16 protein-coding genes are annotated in these 17,094 nt (G+C 61.6%); 3 read left to right on the top strand and 13 right to left on the bottom strand.

The features are described from left to right. Positions 1 to 2 precede the first annotated feature (2 nt). On the bottom strand, positions 3 to 1,070 hold the full coding sequence (locus AC07NR_RS21465; protein ID WP_248740821.1) for a phosphotransferase family protein: 1,068 nt from the start codon (positions 1,068 to 1,070) through the stop codon (positions 3 to 5). Between the two features lie 190 nt (positions 1,071 to 1,260). Between AC07NR_RS21465 and AC07NR_RS21460 the strand changes: the two genes are divergently transcribed. After that, complete coding sequence (locus tag AC07NR_RS21460; protein ID WP_007958887.1) at positions 1,261 to 1,656, top strand: DUF4280 domain-containing protein; 396 nt, start codon at positions 1,261 to 1,263, stop codon at positions 1,654 to 1,656. 1 nt (position 1,657) lies between these two features. On the opposite strand, the gene AC07NR_RS21455 is transcribed toward AC07NR_RS21460, so the two are convergent. The 12 genes from AC07NR_RS21455 to tssB all read right to left on the bottom strand — a co-directional run bounded on the left by AC07NR_RS21455 (position 1,658) and on the right by tssB (position 15,028). After that, on the bottom strand, positions 1,658 to 2,200 hold the full coding sequence (locus AC07NR_RS21455) for a toxin-antitoxin system YwqK family antitoxin (protein ID WP_248740822.1): 543 nt from the start codon (positions 2,198 to 2,200) through the stop codon (positions 1,658 to 1,660). Positions 2,201 to 2,212: 12 nt separating this feature from the next. Further along, the gene (locus tag AC07NR_RS21450) at positions 2,213 to 4,222 is read right to left on the bottom strand and encodes a type VI secretion system Vgr family protein (protein WP_423203750.1); all 2,010 of its coding nucleotides are present in this window, start codon (positions 4,220 to 4,222) and stop codon (positions 2,213 to 2,215) included. A 32-nt stretch (positions 4,223 to 4,254) separates the two neighbouring features. Further along, positions 4,255 to 4,923 carry an endonuclease/exonuclease/phosphatase family protein gene (locus tag AC07NR_RS21445; protein ID WP_423203749.1) on the bottom strand — a complete coding sequence of 223 codons (669 nt, stop codon included), beginning with the start codon at positions 4,921 to 4,923 and terminating at the stop codon, positions 4,255 to 4,257. A 59-nt stretch (positions 4,924 to 4,982) separates the two neighbouring features. Further along, on the bottom strand, positions 4,983 to 5,882 hold the full coding sequence (locus AC07NR_RS21440; protein ID WP_423203748.1) for a hypothetical protein: 900 nt from the start codon (positions 5,880 to 5,882) through the stop codon (positions 4,983 to 4,985). 71 nt (positions 5,883 to 5,953) lie between these two features. Then, positions 5,954 to 6,592 carry a YopT-type cysteine protease domain-containing protein gene (locus tag AC07NR_RS21435; protein ID WP_423203747.1) on the bottom strand — a complete coding sequence of 213 codons (639 nt, stop codon included), beginning with the start codon at positions 6,590 to 6,592 and terminating at the stop codon, positions 5,954 to 5,956. A gap of 37 nt (positions 6,593 to 6,629) precedes the next feature. After that, complete coding sequence (gene tssH, locus AC07NR_RS21430) at positions 6,630 to 9,170, bottom strand: type VI secretion system ATPase TssH (protein WP_423203746.1); 2,541 nt, start codon at positions 9,168 to 9,170, stop codon at positions 6,630 to 6,632. Position 9,171: 1 nt separating this feature from the next. Beyond that, positions 9,172 to 10,197 carry a type VI secretion system baseplate subunit TssG gene (gene tssG, locus AC07NR_RS21425; RefSeq protein WP_495079410.1) on the bottom strand — a complete coding sequence of 342 codons (1,026 nt, stop codon included), beginning with the start codon at positions 10,195 to 10,197 and terminating at the stop codon, positions 9,172 to 9,174. After that, a complete protein-coding gene (tssF, locus tag AC07NR_RS21420; RefSeq protein ID WP_495079409.1) occupies positions 10,161 to 11,954 on the bottom strand; it encodes a type VI secretion system baseplate subunit TssF in 1,794 nt (597 codons plus the stop codon). Before tssF ends, tssG begins: the two co-directional genes overlap by 37 nt. Next, entirely contained in the window at positions 11,938 to 12,381 is a 444-nt protein-coding gene (gene tssE, locus AC07NR_RS21415; protein ID WP_495079408.1) for a type VI secretion system baseplate subunit TssE, read from the bottom strand. The genes tssF and tssE overlap by 17 nt, the downstream gene beginning before the upstream one ends. 15 nt (positions 12,382 to 12,396) lie before the next feature. Beyond that, complete coding sequence (locus AC07NR_RS21410; protein ID WP_025111453.1) at positions 12,397 to 12,894, bottom strand: Hcp family type VI secretion system effector; 498 nt, start codon at positions 12,892 to 12,894, stop codon at positions 12,397 to 12,399. Positions 12,895 to 12,971: 77 nt separating this feature from the next. Next, a complete protein-coding gene (gene tssC, locus AC07NR_RS21405; RefSeq protein WP_085711487.1) occupies positions 12,972 to 14,456 on the bottom strand; it encodes a type VI secretion system contractile sheath large subunit in 1,485 nt (494 codons plus the stop codon). Positions 14,457 to 14,485: 29 nt separating this feature from the next. Further along, positions 14,486 to 15,028, bottom strand: coding sequence for a type VI secretion system contractile sheath small subunit (tssB, locus tag AC07NR_RS21400; protein ID WP_007958861.1), 543 nt, complete (start codon positions 15,026 to 15,028; stop codon positions 14,486 to 14,488). A gap of 228 nt (positions 15,029 to 15,256) precedes the next feature. Here tssB and AC07NR_RS21395 point away from each other — a divergent pair, with 228 nt between their 5' ends. Together AC07NR_RS21395 and tssK are read left to right on the top strand one after the other, a co-directional pair. Next, positions 15,257 to 15,703, top strand: coding sequence for a type VI secretion protein (locus tag AC07NR_RS21395; protein ID WP_134826533.1), 447 nt, complete (start codon positions 15,257 to 15,259; stop codon positions 15,701 to 15,703). A gap of 46 nt (positions 15,704 to 15,749) precedes the next feature. Beyond that, a complete protein-coding gene (gene tssK / locus AC07NR_RS21390) occupies positions 15,750 to 17,081 on the top strand; it encodes a type VI secretion system baseplate subunit TssK (protein ID WP_423203743.1) in 1,332 nt (443 codons plus the stop codon). The last annotated feature ends 13 nt before the right edge of the window (positions 17,082 to 17,094 follow it).

The following is a 17,094-nucleotide window of genomic DNA, read 5'->3' as shown; positions in this document are numbered from 1 at the left end:
CATCAGAGGCTGGATTTGGCAATGACCTGCAGGCTCATCTGCTCCAGCAGTTTGTTCATGTGAATGAACTGCGCGAAGCGTTTGTCCTGGGTCTGGCCATGGAAGAAGCGGTAGTAGATCTGCTGCACGATGCCGGCCAGGCGGAACAGGCCGTAGGTGTAGTAGAAGTCGAAATTGTCGATCTGGATGCCCGAGCGCTCGGCGTAGTAGTCGACGAATTCGCGGCGGGTCAGCATGCCCGGGGCGTGGCTCGGCTGGCGGCGCATCAGTTGCACCGGGGCCGGGTCGTCGGCCTGGATCCAGTAGGCGAGGGTGTTGCCCAGGTCCATCAATGGATCGCCGAGGGTGGTCAGTTCCCAGTCGAGCACGCCGATGATCTGCATCGGGTTGTTCGGGTCGAGGATGACGTTGTCGAAGCGGTAGTCGTTGTGCACGATGCTGGAGGTCGGGTGGTCGGCCGGCATCTTGTCGTTGAGCCAGGCTTTGACCTTTTCCCAGTGCGGTGCGTCCGGGGTCAGGGCTTTTTCGTAGCGCTCGCTCCAGCCTTTGATCTGGCGGGCGACGTAGCCTTCCGGTTTGCCCAGATCGCCGAGGCCGCAGGCGTTGTAATCGACCCGGTGCAGTTCGACGAAACGGTCGATGAAGCTCTTGCACAGGGCTTCGGTTTTCGCTGCGTCCAGGCCCAGTTCCGGCGGCAGGTCCGAGCGCAGGATGATCCCCTTGACCCGTTCCATCACATAGAACTCGGCGCCGATCACCGATTCGTCTGTGCAGTGCACGTAGGCTTTCGGGCAATACGGGAAGCCGTCACGCAACTGGTTGAGGATACGGAATTCGCGGCCCATGTCGTGGGCGGACTTGGCCTTGTGGCCGAACGGCGGACGGCGCAGGACGAATTCCTGGTCCGGGTATTCCAGCAGGTAGGTCAGGTTCGACGCGCCGCCGGGAAACTGGCTGATCTGCGGCGTGCCGCTCAGGCCCGGAATGTGCGCCTTGAGGTACGGATCGATCAGGCTGGCATCGAGTTCTTCGCCAGAGCGGATACGGGTGGACTGGTCAGTAAGCGCCATGCTTATCCCTTCTGCTTATTTTGGAGGCCAGACATCATTGGCTAATCTAATGGCGCGCTCGGGTCGTCACAAGCGCGGTTCGGTCTTATAGGTTAGCGTGTTGGACGATAATCACCTTTGGGAATGTGCACGGCGGGCCGCTGGCGACTAAGGTTTAGCACGAATGCCTTGTTCGGAAAGGAGCTTTGAAATGGGCTGCCCGCAAGTCTGTGCCAGCGCCACCCTGCAATGCAGTTTCGGCGCCGCACCGGCGGTGCTCAACGTGCTGCCGGTCAATCGCACGCTGACCGGCGGGATGCCGGCGGCGAACATCATGGATCATATTCCGCTGGTCAACGTCACCACGTTCGGTATGTGCATGAGCATGGCCAATCCGATGGTCGCCGCTGCCACCGCTGCGGCATTGGGCGTACTGACGCCGATGCCGTGCATTCCCGCCACCGCCACGCCGTGGATCCCCGGGGGCGCGCCGACCCTGCTGCTGGGCGGGATGCCGGCGATCGATGCCAACAGCACGTTGATGTGCAACTGGGCGGGGGTGATCAAGATCGTGATGCCTGGGCAGATGCAGATGTTGATTCCCTGAGTCAGGCCTGCTGCGGATCCGTCCACTTGCGAAACCACCAGCGCACCCGGGAAATCGGCTTGCCATCGGCATCCAACGGCCGCCCGTCCTCGGCGAACCCTTGCTCCGGTTCCATCAACTGCCCATTCAGATAACGCGCATCCACCGCCGGTTTGCCGTTGGGATGAAAGCGCTGATAACGCCCCTCACGCACGCCATCGCGATAGAACTCGGCCTCCGCCACTTGCCCGTCGGGAAAGTAATTGAACGCCTCGCCATGCAATAACCCGCGTCGGTAGGTGGCCTTGCGCTGCAACCAGCCTTCGGGCGCGTAGAAACTGGCGACGCCTTGCAGCTTGTCGCGCACGAACGGCATCTGCGCCGAGACCTTGCCGTTGGGATGGTAGAGCAGGGACGTGCCCTGCAATTGGCCCTGGGTGTAATTCAGGTCTGCCTGTTGGCGACCGTCATCCTTGATATTCAACGGACCGTCGAGCTGGCCGTCCTGCAATCGTCCCTTGAGGTGTTTGTCATCCTGCTGCAAATCCAGCGGTGTGATCGCCATGGCGACTCCTTGTCAGTTGACCTGTACCAGCCCGCCCTTGATGGTCAGCATGCCGCCACCGTCTACGGTCTGCGAGGCCGCGCCCTTGTTGGTCAGGCTGATGCCGGCGTCGTTGGTCAGCGTCGTCCCGGCCTTGTTGTCCAGCGAGGTGCCGGCCTGGTTGGTCATGGCGGTGCCGGCCTTCTGGGTGATCGAGGTGCTGGCAGAAGTCGCGAGATCCGCGCCACTTTTTATCGTGAAACTGCCGCCGCTTTGCAGCGTGAGGGTGCCGCTGACCTTGATCGTCAGGTTGCCGTCCACCGTCAGGCTGTAGTCGCCGGTGACCTTGTCGGTGTAGTTGCCGCCGGTGCTGTGGTTCTGGTCGGCGCCGACTTTTACCGTGCGACTGTCCTTCACATCGAGGCTGTCGCTGCCGGTCTGGATCGTCACGCTGCGTTTGCCTTTTTCCAGCGTGACGGTTTCGTCGCCGTCCTTGACCGTGCGGGTGCGGGCGTTTTGCACCGTGAGGGTTTCGTCGTGGCCGACGGTGGCGCTGGTGTCGTTGAGCACGTTGATCTTCAGGTCTTTCTGCGCTTGCAGGAACACCTCTTCGGCATCCTTCTTGTCCTCGAAACGCAGCTCGTTGAAACCGCCGCCGCCCTTGGACGATTGAGTCTTGATCCCCGACTGGGTCTGGTTCGCCGGCAAGGCATAGGGCAGGGCGTTGTCGCCGTTGTAGACGCATCCGGTGACCAGCGGCCGATCCGGGTCTCCGTCGATAAAGGTCACGATGACTTCCTGGCCAATGCGCGGCACGAACTGCATGCCGAAGCCCTTGCCGCTCCAAGGCAGTACCACGCGCACCCAGCAGGAACTGGTTTCGTCGTTCTTGCCGTCGCGATCCCAGGGGAACTGCAACTTGATCCGGCCGTACTCGTCGGTCCAGATTTCCTCGCCGGACTTGCCCACCACGATCGCGGTCTGCGGATGCATGCGCGGCTTGGGCGTTGTGCGTTGCGGACGAAATGGTGTGGCCTTGGGGATGGCTTCGAAGCGGTTGCGATAGCTTTCGTGGCTGGCGTCGTGGGTGACCCGCGTGACGACCCAATCGATGTTCAGGCTTTCGTCTTCGTGGCCGTCGAGGGTGAACCAATGGCCCGGGATCAACCAGCGGCAATCGCTTTCGCCGATGAAACGTTTCTCTTCACTGCGCAAGCCGTCGACTCGTTGTTTGCTCAGTGCATCGCCCCGCGCCTTGGCGTTGTAGCCGCCTGGATGCTCATAGATCGAACGTGGCCCGGCCACGGCTTCGGCTTGAGCATAGAGTGAAGTGGTCGGCGTGGTGAACTCGTAATCCGTTGCCTTGTACACCCCGGCCACCGCTTGCAGACACACCTGGCCCGAGCGAATGCCATGCAACTCGCGCTCGCCCATTTGTTGGCCCAGATACTTGACCTTCGGGCCGTTGGGGATCTGCACGAAGGCGTCATTGCTGTCGCCGAGTACCAGCGTGTGCTTGCCCTCGTCGTGGATGAAAAACCAGAAGATGCCTTCCTCTTCCAGCAGGCGAGAGACGAAGGCAAAGTCGGTTTCCCCATACTGCACGCAGTATTCGCGGGGCGTGTAGCTGCCCGTCAGCGAGAGTTTGAAATCGGTGAAACCGTGAGCCTTGAAGATCGTGGTGACGATGTCCGAGGTGGCGAGGTTCTGGAATACGCGGTTGTTGCTGGCGAGGGTCAGCCACCAGAGCCACGGACGTAAAACCAGTTGATAGCGTTCGGCGGTGGCATCGGCTGGCAGTTGGCGGATTTCAGCGACCAAGGCATCGAACGGGCGGAGTTGGGCGTCGTTGTGCAGGGTAGTGGTGACGTGGGTGGCGATGGCGGTGGTCAGGGTGAGGGAGGTGCCGTCGTTGAGGCCGTTGAGGATTTGCAAGCCCGGTCTGTTCAGGGCTTCCTCGCCGGACAATGACTCAGGATAAAGTGCCGACAGCGAAGAGGCGGTCAGAGAAAGCGTGGTGTTGCTGTCGGTGGAGCGGGGCATCGGATTTCCTCAATGACAGCGCAAGGCCGGATTCAACCGGTGACGTCGAAAAGAATCGGTCGATGATCCGGGCCGGACATATCGAAGACATGGGCCAGGCCGGTCAGGTCGACAGTCTTGACCGTCACATCGGCGGAGGCCAGCACCCAGTCGAGAATGCCGCCTTTGGCCTGTGTCTGCAGGCCGCCCCAGCATTCATACGCCAGCCCGGCCGTGTCGAGTTGACCGACATTCTGGTAATCCAGATTGAGGTCGCCGGTGGCAACCCATTTGCCCCCCAATGCCGTGCAGGACTTGAGCTGACTCTTGGTCACGCCATTTTGGCCGGACTTGAAGTGCGCAAGGAACACATACCCGGTGTAGCCCCTGACTCCGTGAGCTTCCACTGCAATCAGATCCCTGTTGAGGGTAAACAGGCTGCCCTGGCTGATGACCTGCAGTTCTTCGAAGCCTTTGACCATGACGATGTAGGCGTTCGAATATCCGCCCGTGAAGGCGTACACGTTGTAGGAGGGGTAGATGGCCGCGAGGTTCTGGCGGTAGTTGTCGATCTGCGCGGAGTGTATTTCACACAGGAAAACGATATCGGCGTTCCAGTAATTGCTGGAGCAACAGTTGTAGAGGAAAACATCGACCTGCGTCTGTTTGTCCAGTGTCGAGGACTTACCGTTTTTTTCGACATTGAAACTTCCGATTCTCATGGCGCGAGCCTTCATTAGAGGCGTGTATGGGAATGATGAAAGCGCTGGATCGACACCTGCTATGAGCCCCTGACGGAAAAGCTGACCCTGCTCTCGGGAAAGTGCCGGGTCAATGATTGAGAGAAGGCCTGGTCACTGCCATTCAACATCTGCGTATAGGTGATCTGCCATTGAATGGCTTCGTCAGCGGTCGTGATCAACTTTGCCAGCTTGCTCATGCAGCCCTCGTTATACAGGCTGGCGCCCAGCCAGAATCCTGACGATGCGTCGGGGCACGGCATACGCGTTATATACAGTTCGACATTGGTGATTTTTTCCGGAATTTGCGCGCACAGTGCGCTCCAGGCGCGGATGAAGTTTTCTTCCGCATGCCCGCCGGCATCGTTGGCCTCTCGCGGCGCTCCGTATTCGGACGGGTAGTTCAGTGAGCGCTTTTGCAGGGCGATGTACTGTTCTTCTGCGATGGCCGATATCATTTTTGAGTGCGCATCGGCGTTGTATTTTTTTTCCATATCCTGTGCGGCAATCGCGCGCTTGCTCTTCATGCTGGCAAGTTGTTGCTCCTTGACTCTGCGCACCGCACCTTCGTAATCATCCAGTCCATAGCCCAGGCGTTCCCGATGCAGCATCAGTGCTTCATGTTCGTAGCTCATGCGTCCTGATTCCGCGATCCCGACCATCGTGTCCCAGTATCCGTACTCGCGTTTGGCAGGATGTTCATGGGTTTGCGCCACTTCTTTTTTCACGACGGCCCTGACAGATGGAATGCGAGGGGCCGGGTCGAGTTGCAGCACCGTCTCGCCCATGACGGGCGGGGAGGCGGGTGTGTCGTAGCCATTGTTATGAAAGGTCACCAGATAGCTATCGTTGCGATTGATTCTGCAAACGCCGCCGACGTGGTTCGGATCGTGTTCTGCCTTGGATAACTCGGCAGTGCATAGCGTTGAAAAAGTCGTCATCGGGAGTCCTTCGCCAAATGATCTGGAAGAGGGTGCAAAAAGTCAGACATCTTTACTGACGTCGCTTCACGTCAGCTGAACCCCCAAAGCCGATACCCTGTTGACAGGCCCTGGTTGTAAGCCGTTGCGACCGCATCCATGCAGAGGGCTACGCCTTGGGCGCCCTCCAGCTTGAATTCGCCAAAGTTGGGATCGAAAAATACGCAGCTGCTGCTTTTGCCAAACAATACCCAAGGTCGGTAAAAGGCCACGGAATGCCCGCCAAGCGTGCCCTTGATAGACAGAATGAAGTAGCGGCAGGAAGAGGTGAGTACGAACTCGCCGATGGCTTTACCGGCAGTGGCGAAGCTCTGGTAGGCCTCCGCTTTTGTCTGGCCCAGCGATCCCACCCCGCCGGTTCTCAAGGCCCCCAGGGTCGCGGCTGACGGAGAGCCGGGTGTATCGCCGCTGATGTCCACATACTCGGACTGGAAGTCAGAGGCCTGGCGCGCCGTCTTCTGTTCGTGCAGCAGTCCGGTGCTCATCGTAGGCTTGACGATGTCCTTGAGGTAGTCGTTGCCTTTTTTCTTGGCGATGAGCCATGCGGTGCTGACACCCCGGCAGATGCCGTCCCGGTTGTCGGCGACGAGTAAAAGAAAGCTGGACTGACCGAAGCTGTAGATGCCTTCGCCATGTCCTTCGATTTTGTCGCAAATGGCCTTGTAGCTCATGCTGCCTCCCTGATTCCGGCAATGTGCTTGCGCACAACTACTCCAACACCCACTCCGCCAACTTCCCCGTCACTTGCGTCATCAACACATTCTCGACATCCCGCGCACCGGCCGCGCTGCACTTGGCGAGTACCGCTTTCACAATTCCCGAATCAAACTCGAACTGCTTACCGGTCGCCGCCTTGTAGCGGCCACGCAATTTCTCCAGCTTCGCCAGCACAATTCCTTCCAGTGTCGCCTCATCCAGCGGCCGATACGCGACCACCGTCATGCGCGCCAGAAACGCCGGGCGGAAGGCTTGCAGGAGGACTTTGTGCAGCGCTTCGTTGAACGCTTCCGAGCCGAGTTGTGCAGTTGGTGTATCGAGCAGCAACTCGGCACCGACATTGCTGGTGGCGAGCATCACGGTGTTCTTGAAGTCCACCACCAACCCGGTTCCGTCCTCCATCAAGCCTTTGTCGAAGACGTTGTAGAACGCTTCGAGCACGTCGGGATGCGCCTTCTCGATCTCATCCAGCAACACCACCGAATACGGTTTGCGTCGTACCGCTTCCGTCAGCACGCCACCGCTGCCATAACCGACGTAACCCGGCGGGGCGCCTTTGAGCTGGCTGACGGTGTGGGCTTCCTGATATTCGGAAAGGTTGATGCTGATCAGGTTGCGTTCACCGCCGTACAGCGCGTCGGCCAGTGCATACGCGGTTTCGGTTTTGCCGACGCCCGTGGGGCCGACCAGCAGGAACACGCCGACCGGTTTTTGCGGATCGGTCAGCCCCGCGCGATAAGCCTGCAAACGCTGGGCGATGGTGTTGAGCGCAATGCTCTGGCCCATGACGCGCTGGCCCATGCGGGTGCCTAGGGTTCGCACGGCATGGGCTTCGTCGGCGAGCATTTTGCCGACGGGGATGCCGGTCCAGCCTGCGATCACGGCGGCGACGGTTTTGCTGTCGACCTGTTCGGGCACCAGTGGATCGTCCTGGCGAATCGCATCCAGTCCCGCCTCCAGGCGCAGCAGTTCGGCGGCCAGATGATCGATGCGGCTGTCGGTGGCTTCGTCGGGCTTGTCGCTGTCGGCGCTTTCGCTCAACGCCAGCAATTCGCGGCGAGTTTCGAGTAGTTCACGCACGGCCACGCGCTCTTCACTCCAACGTGTTTCCAGTTCGCGGATGGCCTGCACATTGGTCTTCGATTCGCCCTCCAACAAGGTGATGCGTTCGCGATGATCCAGCCCCGTGGCTTGTTCGCGGCGCAGACGTTCGACTTCTTCTTTCAGGCTTTGCTGGCGATGGCGCAGGCTTTCCAGCGGTGGCGGCACGTCGTGCTGGCCGAGGGCAACCCGGGCGCACGCGGTGTCGAGGACGCTGATGGCCTTGTCCGGCAACTGACGGCCAGAGATGTAACGGTGCGAGAGCTTCACCGCTTCATGGATTGCGGCATCCAGTACTTGTACGCCATGGTGCTGTTCGAGTTTGGCGGCCACGCCACGGAGCATTTCCACGGCAGTGATTTCGTCCGGCTCCTCGACCTGTACAAGCTGGAAGCGGCGGGCGAGGGCCGGGTCTTTCTCGAAGTATTTTTTGTATTCCATCCAGGTCGTGGCGGCGAGGGTGCGCAACTCGCCTCGGGCCAGCGCAGGCTTGAGCAGGTTGGCCGCATCGCTGCCACCCTCGGCACCGCCAGCGCCGATCAGTGTGTGAGCTTCGTCGATGAACAGGATGATTGGTTTGTCGGCGTTGCGAACGGCGTCGATTACGCCTTTCAAGCGTTGTTCGAATTCACCTTTGACCCCGGCGCCGGCCTGCAACAGGCCCAGGTCGAGCACTCGTAGGCTGACTTCCTGCAAGGAGGGCGGCACGTCCCCGGCAGCGATGCGCAGCGCCAGGCCTTCGACCACGGCGGTTTTGCCCACGCCGGGTGCGCCAACCAGAATCGGGTTGTTTTGTCGGCGCCGCAAAAGAATATCGATGCACTGACGAATCTCGCCGTCGCGACCAACGATGGGATCGATGCGCCCGGCGTGAGCGTCGGCGGTCAGGTCCTGGGTGTATTGGTCCAGCACCGAGTCCTGCCGTGGCGCCGGACTTCCAGAAGACACGGAGCGCGGGCCGACATGCTCCCGGGAGTTTTCCGTCCACTCCAGCAGGTTCGCGCGCAGGGCTTCCTTGGGAATCCGCAGCAATGACGACGCGCTGTTGAGCAGCAGGCTGCGGCGCTCGTCACGGTCGATCAACGCCAGTAAAAGCAGCCCGGAACGAATGCTGTCGATGCCCAGCACGCTGGCCTGCACCACCGCATCTTCCAGCAATCCCAGCGTGTGCGAAGACAGTGCCGGCGTGCGGGTGCTACCGGTCTTGAACAGGTCCAGCGCCTTGTTGATTTCAGTCGTCAGTGCATCCCGTTCCAGCCCGAAACGCGGCAGCAGAAAAGCAAAGTCGCCACCGTCGATGTCGAGCAATTCCAGCAACAGATGCTCGATTTCGACAAAGTGATGCCCGCGCTGCAAACAGCGCTGGGCGGCGCGTTCGAGGGCGCGACGGTTGTCCGGGTTGAGGCGTCCGATCAGGCTGGCCAGTTCCATTTCAGGTGATCTCCAGCTGACGAAGACGGGTTTCGATCCGTTGCACTGCAAGGCTGGCCTGACGCTGCAAACCGCCGTTCCAGCTCAACAACGCCGGGGCCTGGCGGCCGAGCTTCAGCGGCCCGGCACCGCGCACCAGCATCACCAGTTTCACGTCCAGATCCGGGCCGAAATACAACGCCGCCAGGCTCGCCAGTGCCGGGTGCGATTCGCCGTCCGGTAGAAAGCTTCCGGCTTGCGCCGAGGACAATGGCCCGAGCGTCAAACGAATCCCGGCATGCTCATCCCAGACCCGGGTGCCGGCCACGGCGCTGCGACCCAGTTGCAGATTGCGCCCGCCAGCCTTCATGACGCTGCGGCTGGCGGCCGGAATCTCACGCCATGCACCTTCATAGGCGTTCAGCTCCACCGGTACGGAAAATTGCTCGCGGACAATGGCTGCAAACCCCGCCAACGACCGGCGGCCATCGGCGTACAGCGCGGTGCAGGCCAGAACGGCGCAGTCGGGAATCGCCTGGCGCTCCTGCAGGGACTTGGGCAACAACCCGGTCAACGCCCGCAATTGCGCCTGCACCGGCGAAGCGCCGGGCGTGGTAAACCCGAGGGCGATCCGGTGTTTGCGCATCACCTTGTACAGCAGGCTCAGCAGCCGATGCTGGAACAGGTCGAGGAATTCGGCGGGTGCGTGATCCTTGGCCCGGGCCCGTTGTTGCAGCCATTCCTGATAGGCGTAGGGCAGGGGGCCGTCGGGGCCGCCGAGGCCGAACATCGGCGAGTTGAGGGTCAGCGGTTCACCCGGCTTTTCTTCAAGACTTTCGATTTGGCTGGCGGCGAACACGGGCGTCAGCGGCCCGCGCAATTTCAGCGCTTCGGCCTGCGGCGACGTGCCTGAACCGAGGGAGTCGGCCTGCGGCTGTTCGCGCTCCAGCAACAGCAACGCCTGCAACCATTCGAACGCCTGCGGATCGCGGCGCAGACGCTGGCCCAGGGTCAGAGCGACAGGGGCATGCCGGCTTGGGGTTGCCATGCCTTGACCTCCTTGTCAGCCTGCATGAGCACCGTGCGCACAAAGCGATTGGCCGTGGCGTACACCGAAAAGAATTGCGCGAGCACCGCCGAGAACAGCACCGCGCTGCTGCCGACGAAATGCTGCGGATCGAGCTGCAACTGCACTTCAAGTCCGTTGCGCCAGCCACGCCAGGCATCGGCGCCAACGTGGCCGATTACCCGTTCGCAAGCCAGGCTCAGCAAGCCATCGATCTGGCGCAGGGCGCTGGCTTCATCACGCAGGTTATGCAGATGCAGAATCTCCTTCAGCGCATCCATGGCCTGCGGTCCTTCGACCAGTGACAAATGATTGAGGGTCAGTTGCGACACCAGCCGCCAGCGCGAATCACCGTCCAGTCGCGGCAGACTCTGCGGGCTCGGCGGATTGCGCAGGCGCGCCCACGCCACCGGGCCCGGCCGTTCGAATCCCAGCGGCGTACCGGCCGGCAGGCTCTGGGCCAGATGCCGATTGGTGCACAGCAGTTCGGCCGTTAGGCTGTAGTCGGGCAGGTCGGTTTGTGGTTCAAAACGGGTGTCGACCACGCTGACCAAAAGATCGCTGCCGAGCCGGTTCGGCGACTGGCCACTGACTCGCCGCGCATGCCAGTAACGCTGCTGATCACCACCGCTGTGCTGGCTGCCGTAATAGGCGGGCAGGCGCTGCACGCCGGTGCTGGAGCTGGAGCGCATCGCGCGGATGCTGTGGATCTCGACGCTGTTTTCCCGATGGCTGTCGGCGACCAGTCGGTATTCGCTGCGGGTGCCGTCGGGGCGTAGCGGCTCGGAGGTGCGCGGGAACAGATTGATCACCGGAGCACAGCCGAGGGCGATGTCGCTGGCCTGCAGGTGCAGGCGTCCGGCCGGCGCACGGTCGAAAACGATGTACAGGTAGAGCGTCTGGCTGTCGCTGGAAACGCCTGAGAGCGGCAGGTCGAAGAAATGGAATTTCTCCGGGAAGGCAAAGTACTCCGCCAGCAGGCGCATGCCCGGGTGCACGCCGTCCTCGTCCGGCAGCAGCACTTCGTCGTCGGAGAACCCGACGATCTGCGGCAGTCCCTTCACCTTCGTCGGAATGCTCCCCGGCGAGCCTGCGAGCACCTGCACCGCATGGGCACCGAGCAGGTCATAGAGGCCGGCGTTGATCACCGGTGATGCGGCCAGATGAATGCGTAAACTGTCGATCTCCAGCTCGGACCATTGGCTTTCGCCCAGGCAACGCAGGCTCAGGCGCAACGCTGAACGGGACTGCGCCACACCGGTCAGCGCCTGGGCTTCGTCACTGCCGAGCAACAGCGCTTCGGTCACTTCGACGGGCCACAGCCGCACGGCGGCACTGGTACGAAAGTGAATACTTTCGCCCTTGCTGGTGGTGACGAACAGCGGCGTGTCACGGGGCAGGGGATAGCCGCCGTCGAGTTTGCCTTTGCTCGGGTCCGGCTCGAACTGCACGATGGCGCAGGACGGCAGCGGGCGCACGGCCAAGGGATAAAGCTGCTCAAGCAAGGCATCGCTGAACTCGGCGTAGTCGTCATCCAGACGCCGTTGCAGACGCGCCGCGAGCAGGGCGAAGCCTTCGAGCAAACGTTCGACATGCGGGTCGGGGCACTCACCGGGAGACAGCTCCAATCGCCGCGCGACTTTCGGGTAGCGTTCGGCAAACTGGCTGCCGGCATGGCGCAACCAGGTCAGTTCGCGTTGGTAATAGTCGAGCAGTTGCGGGTCAATCGAGTCGCTCATGGCGCACCTCCAGCCCTTCGTTGCCGGGCTCGATGACAAAGGCCACCGGCCAGTGCAGCGAGCCGCTGCGCAATTCGCCGAGCAGGCGGATGCTCAACCGCTGTGGCTGTTCGGGGAGGGAATTGACCTGAACCTCGCCCAGCAGCAAGCGCGGTTCGAAATGGCTGATGGCCTCACGAATGTCCCGCGCCAGGCGACGGCGGTCATCGCTGCGCTGTTGTTGCAGCGCGCTCCAGTCGGCGATGCCGTAGTCGATCACGCTCGGAGGTGTCGTCAGTGCGCGCGGGCCACGGCGGGTGTTGAACAGGCGCCCGAGCTCGGCGTGCACCGAGTCGAGCAAGTCCTGCCGATCGAACACCGGCGGCTCGTCGGCCTCGCTGCAAGCGAGGCGTTCGAACAGCGGTGCGCGTATGCCGGTGCCAGCCATGGCGAGGGCGTCCGGTTACTTGCTGGCCTTGTTGGCCGCCAGGTCCCAGACCGTGCCGGCGGTGCCTTCCTTGGTGCCGTCGTCTTTTTGCGCGGTGAGTTCCCATTTGATCTTGGTGAAGTTCAGGGACAGGGTTTCCACCGGTTTGCCCCCGGTGCCGCCGCTGACGCTGACGTTGGAGATCACCACGTTGGTCAGGGTGTAGATGATGAACGGCATGATCTGCCCGCTGCCTTCGGCGGCGTTGCGGCCGATGGTGATCTTGGCTTCCGGGATCGGCTTGCCGGCGCAGCAATACTCGTTGAGCGAAGGGGTGGAGCTGTCGATGAATTTGGTCAGGGTAAACTCACCGATGTGCGGCCGGCCGGAGGTGCGTTCCGAGTTGCTGACGTCGTTGGTCACCTGCATCGCCACGTTGTGGCTGTAGGACATGACTTCGATCTTGTCCTTGTAGCCCTCGAGCAGGCTGTCGCCTTTGATGTCGCCGCCGAGGTCGAGAATGATTGCATCCATCGCTTGAAACTCCTGAAGGTTGTCGCGCTAGACAAACGGGGGAGCGCCCGCAGGGAAATCCTGCGGGCGCAGGCAGGTCAGGCTGCTACCGGAGGCGGCAGGGTGGCGACCAGGCGGATCGACGCGGTCAGCTCTTCCAGCTGGAAGTGCGGTCGCAGGAATACCGTCGCGCGGTAGGCACCGGGTTTGCCGGCGACTTCGGTGACGTCCACCCGCGCTTCACGCAACGGGTATTGCGCCTTGATTTCCTGCGGCGCGTTGTCGTTGATCAGCACGTAGTCGGCGATCCAGTTGTTGAGGTAGGTCTGCACGTTGTCGCGGGTCATGAAACTGCCGACCTTGTCGCGCATGATCACCTTCAGGTAATGGGCGAAACGCGAGGCCGCGAGCACGTACGGCAGCATCGCCGAGATTCGTGCGTTGGCGTTGGCCTCGTTGGTGTTGTAGACCTTGGATTTGTTGGTGGTCTGGCCACCGAAGAACACCGCGATGTCGCTGTTCTTCTTGTGGCACAGGGCGATGAAACCGAGGTCGTTGAGTTCCTTCTCACGACGGTCGGTGATCGCCACTTCGGTCGGGCATTTCAGCGACAGGTCGCCGGAGCTGGTGCGGAAGGTGTGCGCCGGCAGACCTTCGACCGCGCCGCCGCCTTCAGCGCCACGGATCGCCGCGCACCAGCCGTACTTGGCAAAGGCTTCGGTGATGCGTTGCGACAGCGCCCACGCGGCATTGCCCCACAGGTATTTGCTGTGGTCGGTGCCGTTGGTGTCTTCGACGTAATTGATACCTTCCACCGGCGAGGTGTCCGGGCCGTATGGCAGACGCAGCAGGAAGTGCGGCAGCACCAGCGAGACATAGCGCGAGTCTTCGCTCTCACGGAACGAGCGCCACTTGATCAGTTCCTGGCTCTCGAAGACTTTCGACAGGTCACGGGGCACGGCCAGTTCGGTGAAGCTGTTCATGTCGAACAGGCGTGGGCTGGCGGCGGCAATGAATGGCGCGTGCGCAGCGGCGGCGACGTTCGACAATTTTTCCAGCAGACCGATGTCCTGTGGGTGACGGCCGAAGGTGTAGTCACCGACCAAAAGGCTGAACGGGTGGCCACCGAAGGTGCCGTATTCCTCTTCGTAGATCTTCTTGAACAGGGCGCTCTGGTCGAATTCGACGGCTTTTTCCAGATCGTTCTGCAGCTCTTTCTGCGTCACGTTGAGCAGGCGCAGCTTCAACCGGGTGCTGGTTTCGGTGTTCTGCACCAGCATGTGCAGGCCGCGCCAGGACGCTTCGAGTTTTTGCAGGTCCGGGTGATGCAGCACCTCGTTGAGCTGGGCACTGATCAGTTCATCGATCTTGCTGATGCGGTCGTTGATCATCGCCACGGTGTCCTTGTCGATGGCCATGCCTTCGTCGAGTACCTGGGTGGCGAATTCCGCGAGCATGTCGCGGGCGTAGTCCTGCTGGCTGTCGTCATGGGCCATGCGGCCCTCGGCGATGATCCGGTCAAGCAGGGATAAAGTTTCGGCGGCAGCATTTTCGCTGGCTTGATTCTGGGCGGCGGCGGGCATGGCGAATTCTTCCTTGGTCAGGTGGACGATCAGGCTTGCGGTTCGGCCGGGGCCTCGGCATCAGCTGCCGGGACAGCGGTGTCCGGGCGAGCCGATTTGATCTCTTGCAAGCCTTCGGTGTTGGCGATGACATCGCGCAACAGCTTGTCGAGATCGTCGTTGCCGTCGAGTTTGGTCAGCAGGTCGCGCAGACGCTGACGGGCTTCGAACAGGCGCCGCAGCGGGGTGACTTGCTCCACCACCTTGACCGGGTCGAAATCGTCGATGTGTTTGAAGTTGAGTTCGATGTTCAGCTTGCTGTCGTCGCCGCTGAGGGTGTTGTTGACTTGCAGCGTGGCGCGAGGGGCGATGGAGGCGAGGACGTCGTTGAAGTTGTCGCGGTCGATTTCGGTGAAACGGCGTTCGGTCAGTTTTGCCAGTGGTTCGAGCGGCTTGCCCGAGAGGTCGGCAAGAATCCCGACCACCAGCGGCAATTCCTTTTTCTCGATGGCGTTGCCGATTTCGACGTCATAGGTGATTTGCACTCGGGGCGGGCGAACCCGGTCGAGCTTGTGCTGGGTACTTTCTGCCATGTCGGCGGACTCCGATGCGATGAGCGGGCGCAATGCATCGGGGAGGCCCGTTCATCGCTTTCCCTTGCTGGACCACAGGTTAGAAAGGGAGGCAGATGACCTGTCGTTCCTTTGACAAACCTTCCACATTCGGCTGTAGGAACCGAACTACCCAAGACGCTAGAACAGGTCTATAAAAATGCAAGCGAAAAACATTTTTGGACTGTCTCGCGAAAAGGAAAATTCATTTTGTCTTCACGACTTTTTCTAACATTCGGCTTTGCGCTGCTCGCGGGCTGTTCGTTCTTCGGGCCGAAAGTCGATCTCGACAGCCTGACCCTCGACGTCGCACCCAAGGCCAATGACGACACACCGATTGCCGTGGATTTCATCGCGGTCAACGACCCTGACCTGCTCAAGCAACTGTCGGGCATCAGCGCCCAGCAGTGGTTCGCCGGGCGCGAGCAGTACCAGCGCGACTATCGTCAGCTGATGAGCGTGTGGGGACTGGAACTGGTGCCGGGGCAATTCATCGACCGCCAACCCTTCCCGCTGGGGGGCAAGCGGGCGGCTGGACTTTTAGTCTTCGCCAGCTATAACACACCCGGAGCGCACCGCTTGCGGCTGGACGATCAGAGCGATGCGTGGCTCAAGTTCGACAGCCGCGAGATGACCCTGGTCAGCAAGGAAAACTGAAAAAAACCGTCCGCCGCCGGTTCGCGGTGCAGTCGAAGGGAGTCGTATGAGTCTGCTACCTGACGCGGTCTGCTGGCATGAAGGCATGCAATTGCTGCCACAGCATTTTCAGTTGCAGGGCCTGCGGGCCGAAGCGCTCGGCGCGCATCTGGCCCAGGCGTGCAATCCGTGGTTCTTCGGGATCAGCCACATGGAGTTCGACCCTTCGGCGATGAGTGCCGGGGTGGTTCGCGTGCTGTCGTTGCAAGGGACGATGCCCGACGGGTTGCCGGTCAATCTGCAGGTTGGAGTCGGGCCGTTGCTGGAGCTGGATGTCGGCCCGTCGATCAACGAAACCGACGATGCGACTGTCACCGTGTACCTGGCGATCAGTCCGCTGTGGCGAGCCGGTCAATTGCTACCGCTCAAGGGCCGTTTACAGTCGGTGGTCGGCGAGGCCCTGCCGGATCTCACCAGCGGTGAATTCCCCGAATCGATTACCGTGTGGCGACCCAATCCGCGTCTGTGCACGCAACTCAACAAGGCCGATTCGATCTGCCTGCCGCTGCTGAAAATCCGCAGGGAGGGTGGCGGCTTCCTGCCGTTGCCGTATACACCGCCGACGCCGGTCCTGTTGCCGGAGTCGCCGCTGGGTCGGCGGATTGCCGGGCTCTGCGCGCGGGCCCGGGAAAAATGCCTGTTTCTCGGCGGGCGTCTGCGTCAGGCACAACAGTCCGGCAATCAGGACGATGCGCTGGAGATTCGCCGCCAACTGACCGCGTTATGGACGCGATTGCCGGAAGTTGAAGGCTCGCTGAACAGCCGCATCGCCCACCCGCAGGCGTTGTATGTGCAACTGCTGGGGCTGGCCGGCGCGTGGTCGGCGCTGGATTCGCTGGCGGGGGTGCCGTCGTTTGCGCCGCTGGATTTTTTCGAGTTGCAGCGTGGTTACGAGCCGCTGCTCGATTGGCTGGAAACCACGCTTGAGCTGATCCGCGCCGGTTATCGCAGCATTGCATTCGAGCGCAGTGAACACAGCTTTTCCATTCAGTTGCCGGACGAGCAGCCGAGCCAGCGGCTGGTCATTGGCCTGCGCATGCCCAACGGTGCCAGCGAACAGGCGGCCGGCGAGTGGCTGCGCGGCGCGATCATCGCCTCGGCACCGCACATCGCCTTGCTCAGCCGCCAGCGCATGAGCGGCCTGACGCACCAGGCCATGAATCGCAGCGAGCAAGTGGCCTACAGCGTCGGCGACGACACCCGACTGTTTGTGGTGACAGCCGAAGGCAACTGGTTCGACGCGCAATTGCCGCTGGTGATCGCCGCGCCGGCCACCCGGCTGACCAGCAGTCCGTGGCAAGTGGTGCTGTTTGTCGCCCAGAACAGTGAAAGTGCCTGATCACACAAGGAAC

It is taken from the genome of Pseudomonas sp. GW821-FHT09C09, assembly GCF_059418105.1.
Note: the sequence above shows the minus strand (reverse complement) of the source record. Positions and strands in the feature narration are given on the sequence as shown.